Genomic DNA, 17,513 nt, shown 5'->3' on the forward strand with positions numbered 1-17,513 from the left:
GCGGCTGCGCGTTTGCCGGTTTTTGCCTTGGTGAATGAAGCGATTTGTCGCGAGGCGATGCGCGGCGGCGCGGAGAAAAACATGGGAAGGGGTACGGCGGCGACAGCGGCTGTAGCGCGTAGTGGACCGGTTTCTGTCAAACGCAGTGAACAGGATCGATGCGAAGGGGCGAGTGTCCGTCCCGGCGCATTTCCGCGCGGTTGTGCAGAAGCGCGGCTATTCGGAGCTCTATGCGCTGCGCTGCCTGGATCGTCCGGCGATGGATGTCGGCGGGCTCGACCTGCTAGACCGCTACGAGCAGCGGATCGCGCTCGAGGATCCCTTCCTGCAGACGGCGGACGACATGTCGTTCTTCTGCCATGGCGACGGGACATTCCTGAGGCTCGACCAGGACGGACGCATCACCATGACCGATTTCATCCGCGAGCATACGGGAATTTCGACGGAAGCGGCCTTTGTCGGCCGCGGCAATTTCTTCCAGATCTGGGAGCCGGGCCGGCTTGCCGCCTATGGGGCGCAGGCGCGCGCCAGGCTTTTGCAGCTTCGGCAGGGGACGAAGCGCGGGGAGCGACCGGAATGATGGCTGGCCACGGCGATGATCCTCACGCCGTTGGCGGACTGGTCCGTCACATTCCGGTCCTCCTTGCCGAAGTGCTGGAGGCGCTTCAGCCCAAGGCCGGCGAAACAATTGTCGACGGGACGTTCGGCGCCGGCGGGTATACCAGCGCCATCCTCGAGCGGGGCGCCTCGGTCGTGGCGATCGACCGCGACCCGGATGCGATCGCCGCGGGCCGGGCCCTGGAGCAGCAGGCCGGCGGCAGGCTGAAGCTCGTTCAGGCGCCCTTCTCGACGCTGGACGAACATGTCGAGAGCGCAGACGGCGTCGTGCTCGACATCGGCGTTTCTTCCATGCAGCTCGACCAGGCCGAGCGCGGCTTTTCCTTTCGCGCCGACGGGCCGCTCGACATGCGCATGGCGCAGGCGGGCTTGAGCGCCGCCGATGTCGTCAACACCTTCAAGGCTGGCGACCTTGCCCGCATCTTCGGTTTTCTCGGCGAGGAGCGGCATGCCGGCCGCATCGCCCGCATGATCGAGAGCCGGCGCGAGAAGCGGCCTTTCGAGCGCACGCTCGACCTCGCGGACGCCATCGCCACCCATATCGGCCGCGCGCCGAAGGACAAGATCCATCCGGCCACCCGCGTCTTCCAGGCGCTGCGCATCTTCGTCAATGACGAGCTTGGCGAGTTGGCTAGCGCGCTGTTCGCCGCCGAGCGGGTGCTCAAACCTGGCGGACGACTGGCCGTCGTGACCTTCCATTCGCTGGAGGATCGCATCGTCAAGCGCTTCATCGCCGATCGCGCCGATGCGGCATCGGGCTCGCGCCACATGCCCGACGCGCCGGCGCGGCTGGCGACCTTCCGCAAATCCGGAGGCGGGGTAACGCCGGGAGAGGCCGAGATCGCCGCCAATCCGCGGGCACGCTCGGCCAGGCTGCGCGCTGCCATCCGCACCGACGTGCCGGCGCGCGCCGGCGATTTTTCGATTTTCGGCCTTCCAAAGCTTCCCGCCGTCGAGCGGCCGGGGGAGAGGTGAACACGTGTTTCGTACCAGCGACATAGTCCTGATCGCCATCATGGTCTCTGCGGCGGCCCTGACCTACAAGACCAAGCGCGAGGCCGAGGACCAATTGGCGGCAGTGCAGAAGCTGCAGGCGCAAATCCGCTATGAGGAAGACACGATCGATCTTCTGAAGGCTGACTGGAGCCTGCTCACCCAGCCTTCGCGGCTGCAGAAGCTTGCCGAAATCTACAAGACGCAGCTCGGGCTCGAGCCCCTCAACGCCCGCCAGATCGGCGGCCTCGACGACGTGCCCGTGAAGCCGGTCACCATCGAGGACCTGTCCTCGCAGCGGCTTGGCGGCATGGCCGACAATGCCGGCAAAGGGCCCGCGGACGGCAAGGATCCGGTGGTGACCGGGAGCACCGTTCAATGATCGGCAGGCTTCCAAGGATCGGTAACCTGCTGAGGCAGCGAAGGAAGGCGGCCGAGGACGGCTCGATCGTCGTCGATGCCGCCCGCAAGGCAACCGGCGGCAAGGCCAAAACCCGCATCGTCATGACGATGGCGGTGTTCTTCACCATCTATTCGACGATTGCCGGCCGGCTGGTCTATCTTGGCCTGCAGAACCCGGACACTTCGGGCGGCCCGCAGAGCCGGGTGACCGCCTCACGGCCGGATATCGTCGACCGCAACGGCGAGGTGCTGGCGACCGACATCAAGACGGCGTCGCTGTTTGCCGAGCCGCGCCGCATCGTCGACGCCGACGAGGCGATCGAGAAGCTCTCGACGGTGCTTCCCGAGATCGACTATGAGCAGACCTATCACAAGCTCAAGAGCGGCGCCGGCTTTGTCTGGCTACAGCGGCAGCTGACGCCGAAGCAGCAGGCCGACATCATGGCGCTCGGCATTCCCGGCCTCGGCTTCCGCACCGAAAAGCGCCGCTTCTATCCGAGCGGCGAGACGTCCTCCTACGTTGTCGGGCTCACCAACATCGACAATCAGGGCATCTCCGGCATGGAGAAATATATCGACGACCAGGGTCTGACCGACCTGCAGGCGTCGGGACTGGCGGTGGCCAGAGACCTGAAGCCGGTGAAGCTGTCGATCGACCTGCGTGTCCAGCACGTGGTGCGCGACGAGGTGGCGGCCGGCGTGGAGCGGTTCCACGCGATCGCTGCGGGCGCGGTCGTCCTCAACATCAAGACCGGCGAAGTGCTGGCCATGGCCTCGGTGCCGGATTTCGATCCCAACAATCCCTACAACGCCCAGGACAAGGACCGGCTGAACCGCATGTCGGCCGGCCTCTACGAGATGGGCTCAACCTTCAAGAGCTTCACCACCGGCATGGCGCTCGATTCCGGCAAGGTGACGCTGGAGAGCCGCTTCGACGCGTCCCGTCCGATCAGGATCGGCCGCCAGACCATCCATGACTTCCACAGCAAGGGCCGTGTGCTTTCGGTGCCTGAAGTGTTCATCTATTCGTCCAACATCGGCTCAGCCAAAGAAGCCGAGGCTGTCGGGATCGAAGGGCATCGCGAGTTCCTGCATCGGCTTGGCGTGCTCGAAAAGATGCAGACGGAATTGCCGGAAGTGGCGCGCCCGACCGAACCGAAAATCTGGAAGCAGGTCAATTCGATCACCATCGCCTTCGGCCATGGCGTCTCGACGACGCCGCTGCAGACCGCCGTCGGCTGCGCCGCATTGATGAGTGGCTATCTGATCGAGCCGACTTTTCTGCCGCGCACGGCAGAACAGGCAATGGAGGTAGCCAAAAGGGTGGTCAAGGACAAGACCGTGGAAGGGATGCGCTACCTTTACGCGCTCAACGCCGAGAAGGGTTCCGGCAAGAACGCCAGGGTTCCGGGCTACCGCGTCGGCGGCAAGACCGGCACGGCGGAGAAGGTAGTCAACGGACGCTACTCGAAGGAAAAGAATTTCAATGCCTTCGTCGCGGCTTTCCCGATGGACGATCCACAATATATCGTGCTGACGATCGCCGACGAGCCGAAGCCGGAAAAGCCCGGTATGGGGGCCACCGCCGCCTCGAATGCGGGCATCATGGCAGCCAACATCATCAGGCGTGCGGCATCCATGCTTGGCGTGAAGCCAGATTTCAGCCATGAAAATGGTGCAACGCTGGTTTCCTATCAGTGATTCTTGGGGCGCGCCGGTAACTGCGCGCTATTTTGTTGCGGTGAACGGGACTCGATGCATCTGAAAGATCTAGCCGGTATCCTGCCTGTCGAGGGAACAGTTCCCCCCGATCTGGAGGTGACCGGAATTTCCTCCGATTCCCGCCAGGTAAGGCCGGGCGTCGTCTTCTTCGCGCTTGCCGGCAGCAAGGCCGATGGCTCAACCTACGCCGCCGACGCGGCCGGCCGTGGCGCTGCCGCAATCGTGGCGGCCAGAGGCAACGCAATCTCAGGTCTGTCGACCCCGGTCGTTGCCGTGGACGATCCGCGCCTGGCGCTGGCGTTGAGCGCGGCGCGCTTCTTCGGCAAGCAGCCGGAAACGATGGTCGCCGTCACCGGCACCAGCGGCAAGACATCGGTTGCCGCGTTCACCCGCCAGATCTGGGAGCAGGCAGGCTTTGCCGCCGCTTCGATCGGCACGACGGGCGTCGTGGCGCCCGGCCGCAACGAATATGGCTCGCTGACCACGCCGGATCCGGTGGCGCTGCACAAGCTGCTGAAGGAATTGGCGGACGCGGGCGTCACCCACGCTTCGATGGAAGCCTCCAGCCATGGTCTCGACCAGCGCCGCCTCGACGGGGTCAAGCTTGCCGCCGGCGGCTTCACCAATCTCGGCCGCGACCACATGGATTACCATCCGACGGTCGAGGACTATCATCGCGCCAAGCTGCGCCTGTTCGATACGCTGCTGCCGAAAGGCGCGCCGGCCATCATCTTTGCCGACGATCCATGGTCGGAGCCGACGATCAAAGCCGCGAGGGCGGCGGGTCTAAAGGTGCTGACTGTCGGCCGTCACGGCGATTTCCTCACGCTGAAGCGGGTCGAGCACGAGCGCCACCGCCAGCGCGCCGAAGTCGAGGTGGACGGTGTCCTCCATGAAATTGACCTGCCGCTCGCCGGCGACTTCCAGATCGCCAATGCGCTGGTTTCGGCCGGGCTTGCCATCTCGACTGGAACATCCGTCGGCAAAGCCTTGGCCGCGTTGGAGAAACTGAAAGGCGCGCCGGGCCGGCTCGACCTCGTCGGCACGACGTCGGCCGGCGCTCCGGTCTATGTCGACTATGCCCACAAGCCGGATGCGCTTGAAAACGTGCTGACTTCGGTTCGCCCCTTCACCACCGGCCGCGTCGTTGTGGTGTTCGGCTGCGGCGGCGATCGCGACCGCGGCAAGCGGCCGATCATGGGCGAGATCGCGACCCGGCTCGCCGATGTCGTCATCGTCACCGACGACAATCCGCGCACGGAAGTTCCCGAAACCATCCGCGCGGCAATCCTTGCCGCAGCCCCCGGCGCCATCGAGATCGGCGACCGCCGCAAGGCGATTCATGATGCCGTGGCCATGCTTCACGCCGGCGATACGCTGATCGTCGCCGGCAAGGGACATGAGGAAGGCCAGACGGTCGGCACCGAAACCTTCCACTTCTCCGACCATGAGGAAGTGCGCGAGGCGCTCCAGGAGCGCGCGGCATGAGCTTGCTCTGGACGTCGGAAGCGCTTGTCGAGGCCATGGGCGGCAGGCCGATCGGCTTGCTGCCGGAAGGCATCACCGGCATTTCCATCGACAGCCGCAGCCTCGAGCCCGGGAATGCGTTTTTCGCCATCAAGGGCGAGACGATGGACGGCCACGATTTCGCCACCGCCGCGGTGAAGGCGGGTGCTGCCGTGCTGGTCGTCGCCGAGGCCAAGCTCCCGTCCCTCGGCCGGCTGACGGCGCCGATGATCGTGGTGCAGGACGTGCTTGCAGCGCTCGAGAAGCTCGGCGTTGCCGCGCGGGCCCGCTCAAAGGCAAAGATCATCGCGGTGACGGGCTCCGCCGGCAAGACGACCACCAAGGAAGCGCTGCGCCATGTGCTGTCGGCTGTCGGCAAGGTGCATGCCTCGGCGCAGTCCTTCAACAATCACTGGGGTGTGCCGCTGACCTTGGCGCGCATGCCGCAGGATTGCGACTACGCGATCTTCGAGATCGGCATGAACCATCCCGGCGAGATCAGGCCGCTGGTCAAGATGGTTAGGCCGCATGTCGCCATCGTGACGCTCATTGCCGCCGCCCATCTCGGCTTCTTCAAGAATCTCGATGAGATCGCGAAGGCCAAGGCCGAGATTTTCGAGGGGGTGGAGCCCGGCGGCGCCGCGCTGCTCAACCGAGACGATCGGCGCTGGATGCTGCTCGGGAAAATGGCGAAGGAGGCCGGCGTCGCGCATGTCTTCGGCTTCGGCGAAAACGCCCGCTCGACCTTCCGGCTCACCAACTGCGCGCTTCATGCCGACCATTCCGACATCACTGTCAGGATAGGCAAGAAGGAAGTGACGGCCCGCGTCGGTGCGCCCGGCCGGCACATCGTGCAGAACGTGCTCGCCGTTCTGGGCGCCGCGCAACTGGTCGGCGCCGACCTCGACAAGGTGGCGGCCGCGCTTGCCGATCTTTCGGCCGAGCGCGGACGCGGCAGGCGTCACATATTGCATCACCCGAACGGCCCGATCACGCTGATCGACGAGAGCTACAACGCCAATCCGGCGTCGATGGCGGCAGCCATGGCGCTGCTCAACGCAACGCCTGTCTCGGGTGAGGGCAGGCGCATCGCGGTGCTTGGCGACATGCTGGAACTGGGCAGCCACTCCGCGAAGCTCCATGCGGCGCTCGCCGAACTGATCGTCGGCACGCAGACGCGCAACGTTTTTCTCGGCGGCCCGGAGATGCGGGCGCTGGCCGACGTTTTGCCTTCCGATGTCGAAACAGAATACCGGGCAGGAGCGGAAGAGCTGAAGCCGGTCGTGATGTCGGCAATCAGGCCGGGCGACGTGGTGATGGTCAAGTCGTCGAAAGGCATCGGATTTTCAAAGCTGGTCGAGGCATTGCTCGGCAAATTTCCGGCGGAAGCCACAACCGTTGAACCGACTTGAGGTCGGGCGTCCGGGGGACGAAAGCGCATGTTCACTCTACTCGTTGATTTCGCGGACAAGATCTCGGTCTTCAATGTCTTCCGCTACATCACTTTTCGCACCGGCGGCGCGCTGATCACCTCCGCGCTGATCGTCTTCATCTTCGGGCCGACAATCATCAATTCGCTGCGACTTCGTCAGGGCAAGGGTCAGCCGATCCGTGCCGACGGACCGCAAACGCATTTCAAGAAGGCGGGAACGCCGACCATGGGCGGGCTGATGATCTTGTCCGGCATCATCGGCTCCTCGCTTTTGTGGGCGAACCTTTCCAGCATCTATGTCTGGGTGGTGCTGATGGTCACGTTGGGCTTCGGTTCGATCGGCTTCTACGACGACTATCTCAAGGTGACGAAACAGTCGCATCTGGGCTTCTCCGGCAAGGCGCGGCTGGCGATCGAGTTCGTCATCGCCGGCATCGCCGCCTGGATCATCATGCGCAACGGACAGGCGCCGTTCTCGTCCTCGCTGACCTTCCCCTTCGCCAAGGAATTCCTCGTCAATCTCGGCTGGTTCTTCGTGCCGTTCTCCTGCTTCGTCATCGTCGGCGCGGGCAATGCGGTGAATCTGACCGACGGTCTCGACGGGTTGGCGATCGTGCCGATCATGATCGCGGCGGCGTCGTTCGGCGTCATCGCCTACCTCTCGGGCAACGCGGTCTTTGCCGAGTACCTGCAGATCCATTTCGTTCCCGGCACCGGCGAACTCGCGGTCGTGCTCGGCGCGGTGATCGGCGCTGGCCTCGGCTTCCTCTGGTTCAACGCGCCGCCGGCCGCGATCTTCATGGGCGATACCGGGTCGCTCGCCATGGGTGGCCTGATCGGTACCATTGCGGTAGCCACCAAGCATGAGATCGTGCTGGTCATCGTCGGCGGTCTGTTCGTGGTGGAGATCCTGTCGGTCATCATCCAGGTCGGCTACTTCAAGATGACCGGCAAGCGCGTCTTCCTGATGGCGCCGATCCATCACCATTTCGAAAAGCTCGGCTGGACCGAAAGCCAGGTGGTGATCCGCTTCTGGATCATTGCCGTGATCCTGGCGCTGGTCGGCCTTTCGACCCTCAAGCTCAGATAGGACACCGCTTGATCCCCGCCGCTTCCTTCGCAGGCAAACGCGTTTCGCTCTTCGGGCTCGGCGGTTCGGGCATCGCGACCGCGCATGCCCTGATCGCGGGCGGCGCCGAGATCCTCGCCTGGGACGACAATCCGGACAGCGTCGCCAAGGCGGCCGCCGCCGGCATTGCGACGGGCGACCTGCGCGGCGCCGACTGGTCGCGCTTCGCGGCCTTCGTCCTGTCGCCCGGCGTACCGCTCACCCATCCGAAGCCGCATTGGGCGGTGGAACTGGCGCGCGGCGCGGGCGTCGAGGTAATCGGCGACATCGAGCTGTTCTGCCGAGAGCGTATCCAGCAAGTGCCTGCGGCGCCGTTCATTGCGATTACTGGCACCAACGGCAAATCGACGACGACGGCGCTGACGGCGCATATCCTGAAGTCGGCCGGACGCGACACGCAGATGGGCGGCAATATCGGCCGCGCCGTCATGACGCTCGATCCGCCCGGGCTCGAACGGCACTATGTGGTCGAGTGCTCGTCCTACCAGATCGATCTCGCGCCCTCGATCAACCCGACGGCCGGCGTGCTGCTCAACCTGACGCCGGACCATCTCGACCGTCACGGCACGATGGCGCATTACGCCTCGATCAAGGAAAGGCTGGTCGCCGGCAGCGACACCGCCATCATCGGCGTCGACGATTCCTGGTGCGCCCAGATCGCCGACCGACTGGAGCGAGCCGGAAAGCAAGTGATCCGCATATCCAAGCGCCTGCCGCTGACCGACGGCTATTTCGCCGACGGCACCAATCTGATGGAAGCTGTGAACGGCCGTTACAGCCGTATCGCCTTCCTCGAAGGCATTGGCTCGTTGCGCGGCCAGCACAATGCGCAGAACGCGCTCGCCGCTGTCACTGCCTGTCTCAGGGTCGGGCTGGAACTCGGCGAGATCCAGGCGGGGCTGGAGAGCTTCCCGGGGCTGGCGCACCGTATGGAGCAGGTCGGCCGCAAGGATCATGTGCTGTTCGTCAACGATTCCAAGGCGACCAATGCCGATGCGGCCGCTCCCGCGCTGTCGAGCTTCAACCGCATCTACTGGATCGCCGGCGGCCTGCCCAAGGAAGGCGGCATCGAGCCGCTGCGCGGGTTCTTCCCGCGCATCGCCAAGGCCTATCTGATCGGCGAGGCCGCCCCTGCTTTCTCTGCCACGCTCGGCGAGGCGGTGCCTTACGAGATTTCCGGAACGCTGGCTGCCGCGGTCGCGCACGCCGCGCACGACGCTGCGAGCGATGCCGGCGGCGAAGCCGTGGTGCTGCTTTCGCCGGCCTGCGCCAGTTTCGACCAGTTCAAGAATTTCGAGGTGCGCGGCGAAGCCTTCAGGCAAGCTGCGACTGCTATTGATGGGGTGAAACCCATCGGAGGGCCACGTTGATGCAAAGCCGTCTCGACAAAAGTCCAGTTGCAACCTGGTGGTGGACGATCGATCGCTGGTTCCTGGCGGCATTCCTGTCGCTGATGGGGCTGGGCATCGTTCTGTCTTTTGCGGCGAGCCCGGCGGTCGCCGAGCGCATCGGTCTCGACAGCTTCCACTTCGCCACCAGGCAGATCATCTTCACTATCCCGGCGCTCATCGTGATGCTCGCGGTCTCCTTCCTGGAGGCCCGGCAAATAAGGCGAATGTCGCTGGTGATGATCTGCATCATGCTGGTGCTGATGGTGGCAGTGCTCTACATTGGCGTCGAGGTGAAGGGCGCGCGGCGCTGGGTCTCGCTTGCCGGCCTTTCGATCCAGCCGTCCGAATTCCTGAAGCCGGCCTTCGTCGTCATCTGCGCGTGGTTGTTCGCCGAGCACAAGCGCCAGCCAGACATTCCCGGCAACCTCTTCGCCATGCTGCTGCTGGCCTTGGTGATCTCGCTTTTGGTGGCGCAGCCTGACCTCGGCCAGACCATGCTGGTGCTGGGCACCTGGGGCGTGATGTTCTTCATGGCCGGCCTGCCATGGTTCTGGATCGTCGCGCTGGGTGCCGCCGGCATCGGCGGCGTGTTCGCGGCCTACACGGTGTTTCCGCATGTCGCTGCCCGCATCGACAAGTTCCTCACCGGCGAAGGCGACACCTTCCAGGTCGACATGGGCCGCGAGGCGCTGATCAATGGCGGCTGGTTCGGCGTCGGCCCGGGCGAGGGCACGGTAAAGCGCGTCATTCCGGACAGCCACGCCGACTTCGTCTTCTCGGTCGCGGGCGAGGAGTTCGGGCTGATCATGTGCTTCTTCATCATGTCGATCTTCGCCTTCATCGTGCTGCGCGGATTGAGCATCGCGCTCAAGGAACACGACGATTTCACCCGTTACGCCGTCGGCGGGCTCGTCACCATTTTCGGCCTGCAGTCGGCCATCAACATGTGCGTCAACCTGCAGCTGATGCCGGCCAAGGGCATGACGCTGCCCTTCATCTCCTATGGCGGCTCCTCGCAGATCGCGATTGCCGTCTCGATGGGCATGGTGCTGGCGCTGACGCGCAGACATCCCGAAAAGCGCAAGCAGATGGGCTATACCTTCTCGCAGCGCACCATGCCGGCGGAATGAGGCAGGATGTCGAAGGGTGTCATCCTGCTCGCAGCCGGCGGAACGGGCGGGCATCTGTTCCCGGCCGAGGCGCTTGCGCATGAACTGATCGAGCGCGGCTGGGAGGTGCATCTTGCCACCGACCATCGCGCCGAACGCTACTCCGGCCACTTTCCCGCCGTCGCGATTCACTCCATCCGCTCGGCGACTTTGGGCTCGAAGAACCCCTTCGCCGTGCTCTCGGCCTTCTGGACAATCTGGCAAGGCGTGCGGCAAGCGGGGCGGGTGATCGCCAGGATCAAGCCCGAGGCCGTCGTCGGCTTCGGCGGCTATCCGACGCTGCCGCCGCTCTATGCGGCGACCCGGCGCAAGGTGCCGACGCTGATTCATGAGCAGAACGCCGTCATGGGCCGGGCGAACAAGGCCCTGTCGAGCCGCGTCGATGCGATTGCAGGCGGCTTTCTGCCAGAAGGGGCAAGTGCCGCCGGCGCCAAGACGGTGACCACCGGCAATCCGGTCAGGCCGCAGATATTCGAAGCGGCGAAGACACCCTACACGGCATCCAACGACGGCGAACCGTTCCGCTTCCTGGTGTTCGGCGGCAGCCAGGGCGCGCAGTTCTTTTCCGACGCGGTGCCGGCGGCTATCGCGCTTCTGCCTGAAGCGCAGCGCAAGCGGCTGGCAGTCACCCAGCAGGCGCGCGCCGAAGACGTGGCGCGCGTGAAGGCCGCCTATGCCAATCTCGGCGTCGACGCGCAGGTCTCGCCCTTCTTCACAGACATGGCGGCGCGCATGGCGGCGGCGCATCTGGTGATGTCGCGCTCCGGCGCCTCGACCGTATCGGAGATCGCCGTCATCGGCCGCCCGGCGCTACTAGTGCCTTATCCGCACGCTCTCGACCATGACCAGGCGGCGAATGCCGCAGCACTTGCCGCGGCCGGCGGCGCCGAGCTCCATCCGCAATCGACGCTGTCGGCCGAGCGGATCGCCGAGCTGGTCGGCGGGCTGATGCAGGACCCTGGCCGGTTGGCAGCGATGGCCGCTGCCGCCCGCTCGGCCGGAAAACCCGACGCGGCGCGGTTGCTCGCCGATCTGACAGAGGCTATTGCGTCCGGCAAGACGGTTTCGGACTACAGGAGGACGCGCGCATGAAGATGCCGCAGACGATCGGCCTCGTGCATTTCATCGGCATCGGCGGCATCGGCATGAGCGGCATCGCCGAGGTGCTGCACAATCTGGGCTACAAGGTGCAGGGCTCCGATCAGGCTGACGGCGCCAATGTGCAGCGGCTGCGCGACAAGGGCATAGAATGCTTCGTCGGCCACAAGGCCGAGAACGTCGGCGACGCCGAGGTGGTCGTGGTGTCGACGGCCATCAAGAAATCCAACCCCGAGCTCAAGGCCGCGCGCGAAAAGCTGCTGCCGATCGTGCGTCGCGCCGAGATGCTGGCCGAGCTGATGCGCTTCCGCCAGGCCGTCGCCATCGGCGGCACGCATGGTAAGACGACGACCACCTCGATGGTGGCGGCGCTGCTCGAAGCCGGCGGGCTCGATCCGACTGTCATCAATGGCGGTATCATCAATGCCTATGGCACCAATGCCCGCATGGGTGGCGGCGAGTGGATGGTGGTCGAGGCCGACGAGAGCGACGGCACCTTCCTCAAGCTGCCGGCCGATATCGCCGTCGTCACCAACATCGATCCCGAGCATCTCGATCACTATGGCAGCTTCGACAAGGTTCGCGAGGCCTTCCGCCAGTTCGTCGAGAATGTGCCGTTCTACGGCTTCGGCGTGATGTGCACCGACCATCCGGAGGTGCAGGCGCTTGTCGGCCGCATCGAGGACCGGCGCGTCATCACTTATGGCGAGAATGCGCAGGCCGACGTGCGCTTCACCAACCATCGCATGGAAGGCGCGGTATCGGAGTTCGACGTGGTGATCCGCGACCGCAAGGGCCGCGGCACGACGACGATCGAGGGCCTGCGGCTGCCGATGCCGGGCCGGCACAATGTCTCCAACGCCACGGCGGCGATCGCGGTCGCGCATGAGCTCGGCCTGTCGGAGGAAGCGATCAAGAGAGGCCTCTCGTCCTTCGCCGGCGTCAAGCGCCGCTTCACGCACACCGGGTCCTGGAACGGCGTCGATGTGTTCGACGACTACGGCCACCACCCGGTCGAGATCGCGGCGGTGCTGAAAGCGGCGCGGGGCGCGACCAAGGGCCGCGTCATCGCGATCGCGCAGCCGCACCGCTTCACCCGGCTGCACGACCTGTTCGATGAGTTCTCCGTCTGCTTCAACGATGCCGACACGGTGATGTTGGCGCCGGTCTACCCGGCCGGCGAGGAGCCGATCGAGGGCGTGACCTCGGACGCGCTGGTGTCGCGCATCCGCGCCGGTGGCCATCGCGACGCGCGCTATATCGAAGGCCCAACGGCGATCGCGCCGGCTATCCGCGATCTGGCCAAGCCCGGCGACTTCGTCGTCTTCCTTGGCGCGGGCAACATTACCCAATGGGCCTATGCTTTGCCGAAGGAACTGGGGGGAACGCTCTCATGATGCGTGGCCAAGCCCTGATCGACAAACTCGGCGACAAGCTTGCCGGCCTGCGCGGCCGCATCACGCCCAACGCCGAGATGGACAAGATCACCTGGTTCCGCGCCGGCGGACAGGCGGAAGCGCTGTTCCAGCCGGCCGACGAGGAAGATCTCGCGGCTTTCCTGCGCGCTGTGCCGGAAGAGATGCCGATCACGGTCGTCGGCGTCGGCTCGAACCTTCTGGTGCGCGACGGCGGCATCCCTGGTTTCGTCGTCAGGCTTTCGGCCAAGGGCTTCGGCGAGGCCGAGATCACCGGGCCGACCACCATCAAGGCGGGCGCCGCGACGCCGGACAAGCGCCTGGCGGCCGTGGCTTACGAAGCCGGCATCGGCGGCTTCCACTTCTATCATGGCATTCCGGGCGCCGTCGGCGGAGCGCTGCGGATGAATGCGGGCGCCAATGGCGCCGAGACGCGCGAGCGCGTGGTCGAAGTCAAAGCTCTCGACCGTGCGGGCAATGTTCATACGCTGAGCAACGCCGACATGGGTTATGCCTATCGCCATTCGTCGGCGCCTTCCGGGCTGATCTTCACCTCCGCCATCTTCGAAGGCGTTCCGGAGGACAAGGAGGCGATCAAGGCGGCGATGGACGCCGTGCAGAACCACCGCGAGACGGTGCAGCCGATCCGCGAGAAGACCGGCGGCTCGACCTTCAAGAATCCCGAAGGCACCTCGGCCTGGAAGGAGATCGACAAGGCGGGCTGCCGCGGGCTGATGATCGGCGGCGCGCAGATGTCGCCGATGCACTGCAACTTCATGATCAACACTGGCACCGCGACCGGCTACGACCTCGAATATCTCGGCGAGACGGTGCGGGCGAGGGTGCTCGAGAATTCCGGCATCCGGCTGCACTGGGAGATCCAGCGGCTCGGCAATTTCCGGCCGGGTCACGAGGTGCAGGAATTTCTGGGGCAACTTCTCTGAGGCGTATTGATATTCAGGTGAGGCCGGCCTGCGAAAGGCGGCTTCATGCGCTTCCGGCCTTCGCCGGCCGAGGCACTCATGAGTGGCGTGGTAGTTAAGGCTACGGCCGGCGTAGGCCGGTGCTCACGTACTTCAAGTACGCTCCGCTCCGGTTCTCGGAAACCACCATTCTCGGCTCGGCCTGACCTGAATCTCAACACGCCTCACCGTAGTAGAAAGTTCAAGTAGTACGTGAACTTCCCTGGTCGGCAACGGTCGTCAGGCGTTGCCGTAAAGACTCAACGACACGCTTTTTTCTCCTGTTTTCGCGGAAAGTGAATCTCTCGGAATCATAGGCACTTGCCAGGGAATCAACTCTCTGATTCTCTGCCCTAAAGCGTTTCCTGATTTGAGTCGTTTGACGCGTTACCCGCGTTTTCCGTCTGGGGGGCAACCTGCCGGAAGACTCGGACTCACTATGCGGGAATGTTGCGTGCGGAAATATCGGTTGCAGGCCCGGCGTGAGAGGGAATGACGGGATGAAGAAGAAGCATGTGGCTGTTCTCCTGGGGGGATTTTCCTCGGAGCGGCCCGTGTCTCTGTCCTCGGGGAAGGCATGTGCGGATGCGCTCGAGAACGAAGGCTATCAGGTCACCCGCGTCGATGTTTCGCGCGATGTCGGCTCTGTGCTTGCCGAACTCAGGCCTGATGTCGCCTTCAATGCGCTGCATGGCCCGTTCGGCGAGGACGGCACCATCCAGGGAATTCTCGAATATCTCGCAATCCCCTACACCCATTCGGGTGTGCTCGCTTCGGCGCTGGCCATGAATAAGGAGCAGGCAAAGAAGGTTGCCAAGGCGTCCGGCATCCCGGTCGCGGAATCGAAGGTGGTCAACCGCTTCGCTGTTCGGAACAAGCATCCGATGAAGCCGCCTTACGTGGTGAAGCCGGTCAACGAGGGCTCGAGCTTCGGTGTCGTCATCGTGCATGAGGGGCAATCGCATCCGCCGCAGGTGATCGGCTCGTCCGAATGGAGGTATGGCGAGACCGTCATGGTCGAGCGCTACATCCATGGGCGCGAATTGACCTGTGCTGTGATGGGCGATGTGGCGCTGGGGGTCTGCGAGATCATCCCGACGGGCCATTCCTTCTACGATTACGATTCAAAGTACGTGCCCGGCGGGTCAAAACACGAAACCCCTGCAAAAATTTCACCGAATATTTACCAAAAAATACAGACACTGGCCCTCAAGGCTCATCTTGCTATCGGCTGCCGGGGCGTTTCCCGGTCGGACTTCCGTTACGACGACCGTCACTCCGAAAACGGCGAGGTTGTCTGGCTCGAGATCAACACCCAGCCGGGCATGACGCCGACGTCTCTGGTGCCTGAAATCGCCGCGCAAGCGGGACACTCGTTCGGCGATTTGTTGAGTTGGATGGTGGAGGACGCTTCGTGTCTGCGTTGAGGTGGGGACAGGGCAAAGGCGGCGGGGCTGGTCTCTCGCTGTTCGGCGTGTCGCTGTCGTTCGACCATTTCGTGTTGCCGCGCCAGCTTCGCCGACCGGTGCGACTGCTTACTCGCCTCTGCGACGGCGAGTATGAGGCGCCGCGTTTTTCCGCCGCGATCCTCTCGGCTGCGCTGTTGGCTTCCGCCGGAGCCTACGGCTCCTATCTCGGCGGCTATGCCGACGGCATCGTGCAGGGCGTGACCGCCCGCACCGGTTTTGCCGTCGACCAGATCAAGGTCGTCGGCAATCGCCAGACGTCCGAGATCGACATACTGGGCCAGCTCGGCCTCGACGGCTGGACGTCGCTGATAGGCTTCGATGCCGAGGCCGCGCGCGAGCGCATCGCGACGCTGCCCTGGGTCGAGGTTGCGGCGGTGCGCAAGATCTATCCGCATACGCTGGAGGTTCGTGTCGAGGAGCGCGAGCCCTTCGCGCTTTGGCAGCAGGGGGATTCGCTTTCGGTGATCGAGCGGTCGGGCGAGGTGATCGCGCCGTTCTCGGGCGGCAAGCAGGCTCTGCTGCCGCTGATCATCGGCACGGGCGCGCCGGCCAAGGCGCCGGACTTCCTGGAGAAGATCAAGCGCTATCCTGAACTTGCGGCGCGGGTGAAGGGCTATATCCGCGTCGGCGAGCGGCGCTGGGATCTCAAGCTCGAGAACGGCATCACGGTCAAGTTGCCGGAAGACGGCGAGGATCAGGCTATCGCCGAGCTCGTGAAGCTCGACCATGACAATGGGCTTTTGACGCGCGACATCGCCGCCGTCGACATGCGGCTCTCTGATCGGCTGGTGGTGGAGCTCTCACCGGAAGCCGCGACGCAGCGCGAGGCCGCGCTCAGCGAAAAGCCGAAGAGCCTGACGAAGCGCAAGCCGGAGACGAAAATATGAGCTGGCTTGGCGGCAGCGGTGATGCTTCTTCGCGCCGGTCGGGCACGCTCACGGTGCTCGATGTCGGCTCCAGCAAGGTTTGCTGCGTGGTGGCGAAGCTGAAGCCGCGCGAGGACGGCAAGCTTCTGCGCGGGCGCTCGCATCGCATCCAGGTAATCGGCATCGGCCATCAGAAATCGCAAGGTGTGAAGTCGGGCGTGGTCGTCGATCTCGACCGCGCCGAGCATGCCGTTCGGCTTGCCGTCGACGCGGCCGAGCGCATGGCGGGGCTCACCGTCGATTCCCTCATCGTCAACATGACGGCCGGCCGGCTGAAGAGCGAAGCCTTCTCCGCAACCATCAATCTCGGCGGTCACCAGGTCGAGGAGGCCGACATCAAGCGCGTGCTTGCCGCCGGCGCCAAGCAGGCGTTGCGGGCCGAACGCGAGGTGGTGCACTCGCTTCCCGTGGGCTTCTCGCTCGATGCCGAACGCGGCGTGCGCGATCCGCGCGGCATGGTCGGCGACGCGCTCGGCGTCGACATGCATGTGCTGACCGGCGATTCCGCGCCGATGCGCAACCTGGAGCTCTGCATCAACCGTTCGCATCTGTCGGTCGAGCGCATGGTGGCGACGCCCTATGCCAGCGGTCTCGCGGCGCTGGTCGACGACGAGCTCGAAATGGGCGCGGCCTGCATCGACATGGGCGGCGGCACAACCACCATTTCGGTGTTCTCGGAAGGCAAGTTCGTGCATGGCGACGCCATCGCTATCGGTGGCAATCATGTGACGCTCGACATGGCCAAGGGCCTGTCGACCTCGCTCGACGCGGCCGAGCGGCTGAAGGTGATGCACGGCTCGGCGTTGCCAGGCAGCGCCGACGATCGCGACCTGGTTTCCATCCAGCCGATCGGCGAGGAAGGAGAGCTGCCGCTGCAGATACCGCGCTCGGTGATGACGCGCATTATCCGCGCGCGCATCGACGAGACGCTGGAGTTGCTACGCGACCGGCTGAACAAATCGGGCTATGGCAACGCCGTCGGCAAGCGTGTGGTTCTTACCGGCGGCGCCAGCCAGCTGGCCGGCCTGCCGGAGGCGGCGCGCCGCATCCTCGGACGCAATGTGCGCATCGGCCGGCCGCTCGGCGTGGCAGGCCTGCCGGAAGCGGCCAAGGGGCCGGCGTTCTCGACCCCGGTCGGACTTCTGATCTATCCGCAGATGGCGAGCTTCGAGAGCCATTCGGCGAAAGGACTTTCCGGTTTCAGGATGACCGGAACGGGCGGAAAACTGCATCGCATGAGTCAGTGGTTGAGAGACAGTTTTTAATTTGACGGGGACAGCC

15 protein-coding genes are annotated in these 17,513 nt (G+C 64.7%); all 15 read left to right on the forward strand.

Features of this window, described 5'->3' with window-relative positions; all coding sequences use genetic code 11:
• Positions 1–121: 121 nt before the first annotated feature.
• The 15 genes from mraZ (at position 122) to ftsA (ending at position 17,497) form a co-directional block, all read left to right on the forward strand.
• Complete coding sequence (gene mraZ / locus RFN28_RS13355; RefSeq protein ID WP_320287793.1) at positions 122–580, forward strand: division/cell wall cluster transcriptional repressor MraZ; 459 nt, start codon at positions 122–124, stop codon at positions 578–580.
• Complete coding sequence (rsmH, locus tag RFN28_RS13360) at positions 577–1,593, forward strand: 16S rRNA (cytosine(1402)-N(4))-methyltransferase RsmH (protein WP_320287794.1); 1,017 nt, start codon at positions 577–579, stop codon at positions 1,591–1,593. Before mraZ ends, rsmH begins: the two co-directional genes overlap by 4 nt.
• A 4-nt stretch (positions 1,594–1,597) precedes the next feature.
• Positions 1,598–1,993, forward strand: a complete 396-nt coding sequence (gene ftsL / locus RFN28_RS13365) for a cell division protein FtsL (RefSeq protein ID WP_320287795.1) — start codon at positions 1,598–1,600, stop codon at positions 1,991–1,993.
• Entirely contained in the window at positions 1,990–3,714 is a 1,725-nt protein-coding gene (locus RFN28_RS13370; protein ID WP_320287796.1) for a peptidoglycan D,D-transpeptidase FtsI family protein, read from the forward strand. The genes ftsL and RFN28_RS13370 overlap by 4 nt, the downstream gene beginning before the upstream one ends.
• Positions 3,715–3,768: 54 nt before the next feature.
• The gene (locus tag RFN28_RS13375) at positions 3,769–5,223 is read left to right on the forward strand and encodes a UDP-N-acetylmuramoyl-L-alanyl-D-glutamate--2,6-diaminopimelate ligase (RefSeq protein WP_320287797.1); all 1,455 of its coding nucleotides are present in this window, start codon (positions 3,769–3,771) and stop codon (positions 5,221–5,223) included.
• Positions 5,220–6,653 carry a UDP-N-acetylmuramoylalanyl-D-glutamyl-2,6-diaminopimelate--D-alanyl-D-alanine ligase gene (locus RFN28_RS13380; protein WP_320287798.1) on the forward strand — a complete coding sequence of 478 codons (1,434 nt, stop codon included), beginning with the start codon at positions 5,220–5,222 and terminating at the stop codon, positions 6,651–6,653. Before RFN28_RS13375 ends, RFN28_RS13380 begins: the two co-directional genes overlap by 4 nt.
• 27 nt (positions 6,654–6,680) lie before the next feature.
• The gene (gene mraY, locus RFN28_RS13385; RefSeq protein ID WP_320287799.1) at positions 6,681–7,763 is read left to right on the forward strand and encodes a phospho-N-acetylmuramoyl-pentapeptide-transferase; all 1,083 of its coding nucleotides are present in this window, start codon (positions 6,681–6,683) and stop codon (positions 7,761–7,763) included.
• An 8-nt stretch (positions 7,764–7,771) separates the two neighbouring features.
• Positions 7,772–9,172, forward strand: a complete 1,401-nt coding sequence (murD, locus tag RFN28_RS13390; protein ID WP_320287800.1) for a UDP-N-acetylmuramoyl-L-alanine--D-glutamate ligase — start codon at positions 7,772–7,774, stop codon at positions 9,170–9,172.
• Complete coding sequence (gene ftsW / locus RFN28_RS13395; protein WP_320287801.1) at positions 9,172–10,323, forward strand: putative lipid II flippase FtsW; 1,152 nt, start codon at positions 9,172–9,174, stop codon at positions 10,321–10,323. Before murD ends, ftsW begins: the two co-directional genes overlap by 1 nt.
• Positions 10,324–10,329: 6 nt before the next feature.
• A complete protein-coding gene (murG, locus tag RFN28_RS13400; RefSeq protein ID WP_320287802.1) occupies positions 10,330–11,454 on the forward strand; it encodes an undecaprenyldiphospho-muramoylpentapeptide beta-N-acetylglucosaminyltransferase in 1,125 nt (374 codons plus the stop codon).
• On the forward strand, positions 11,451–12,857 hold the full coding sequence (gene murC / locus RFN28_RS13405; RefSeq protein ID WP_320287803.1) for a UDP-N-acetylmuramate--L-alanine ligase: 1,407 nt from the start codon (positions 11,451–11,453) through the stop codon (positions 12,855–12,857). Before murG ends, murC begins: the two co-directional genes overlap by 4 nt.
• The gene (murB, locus tag RFN28_RS13410; RefSeq protein WP_320287804.1) at positions 12,854–13,819 is read left to right on the forward strand and encodes a UDP-N-acetylmuramate dehydrogenase; all 966 of its coding nucleotides are present in this window, start codon (positions 12,854–12,856) and stop codon (positions 13,817–13,819) included. Before murC ends, murB begins: the two co-directional genes overlap by 4 nt.
• 518 nt (positions 13,820–14,337) lie before the next feature.
• Complete coding sequence (locus tag RFN28_RS13415; protein ID WP_320287805.1) at positions 14,338–15,264, forward strand: D-alanine--D-alanine ligase; 927 nt, start codon at positions 14,338–14,340, stop codon at positions 15,262–15,264.
• Positions 15,252–16,193: a cell division protein FtsQ/DivIB gene (locus RFN28_RS13420; RefSeq protein WP_320287806.1), complete on the forward strand. Its 942-nt coding sequence runs from the start codon at positions 15,252–15,254 to the stop codon at positions 16,191–16,193. Before RFN28_RS13415 ends, RFN28_RS13420 begins: the two co-directional genes overlap by 13 nt.
• A complete protein-coding gene (ftsA, locus tag RFN28_RS13425) occupies positions 16,190–17,497 on the forward strand; it encodes a cell division protein FtsA (RefSeq protein WP_320287807.1) in 1,308 nt (435 codons plus the stop codon). Before RFN28_RS13420 ends, ftsA begins: the two co-directional genes overlap by 4 nt.
• Positions 17,498–17,513: the final 16 nt, after the last annotated feature.

The sequence above is a fragment of the Mesorhizobium album genome (assembly GCF_033977205.1).
Classification (GTDB): domain Bacteria; phylum Pseudomonadota; class Alphaproteobacteria; order Rhizobiales; family Rhizobiaceae; genus Mesorhizobium; species Mesorhizobium album.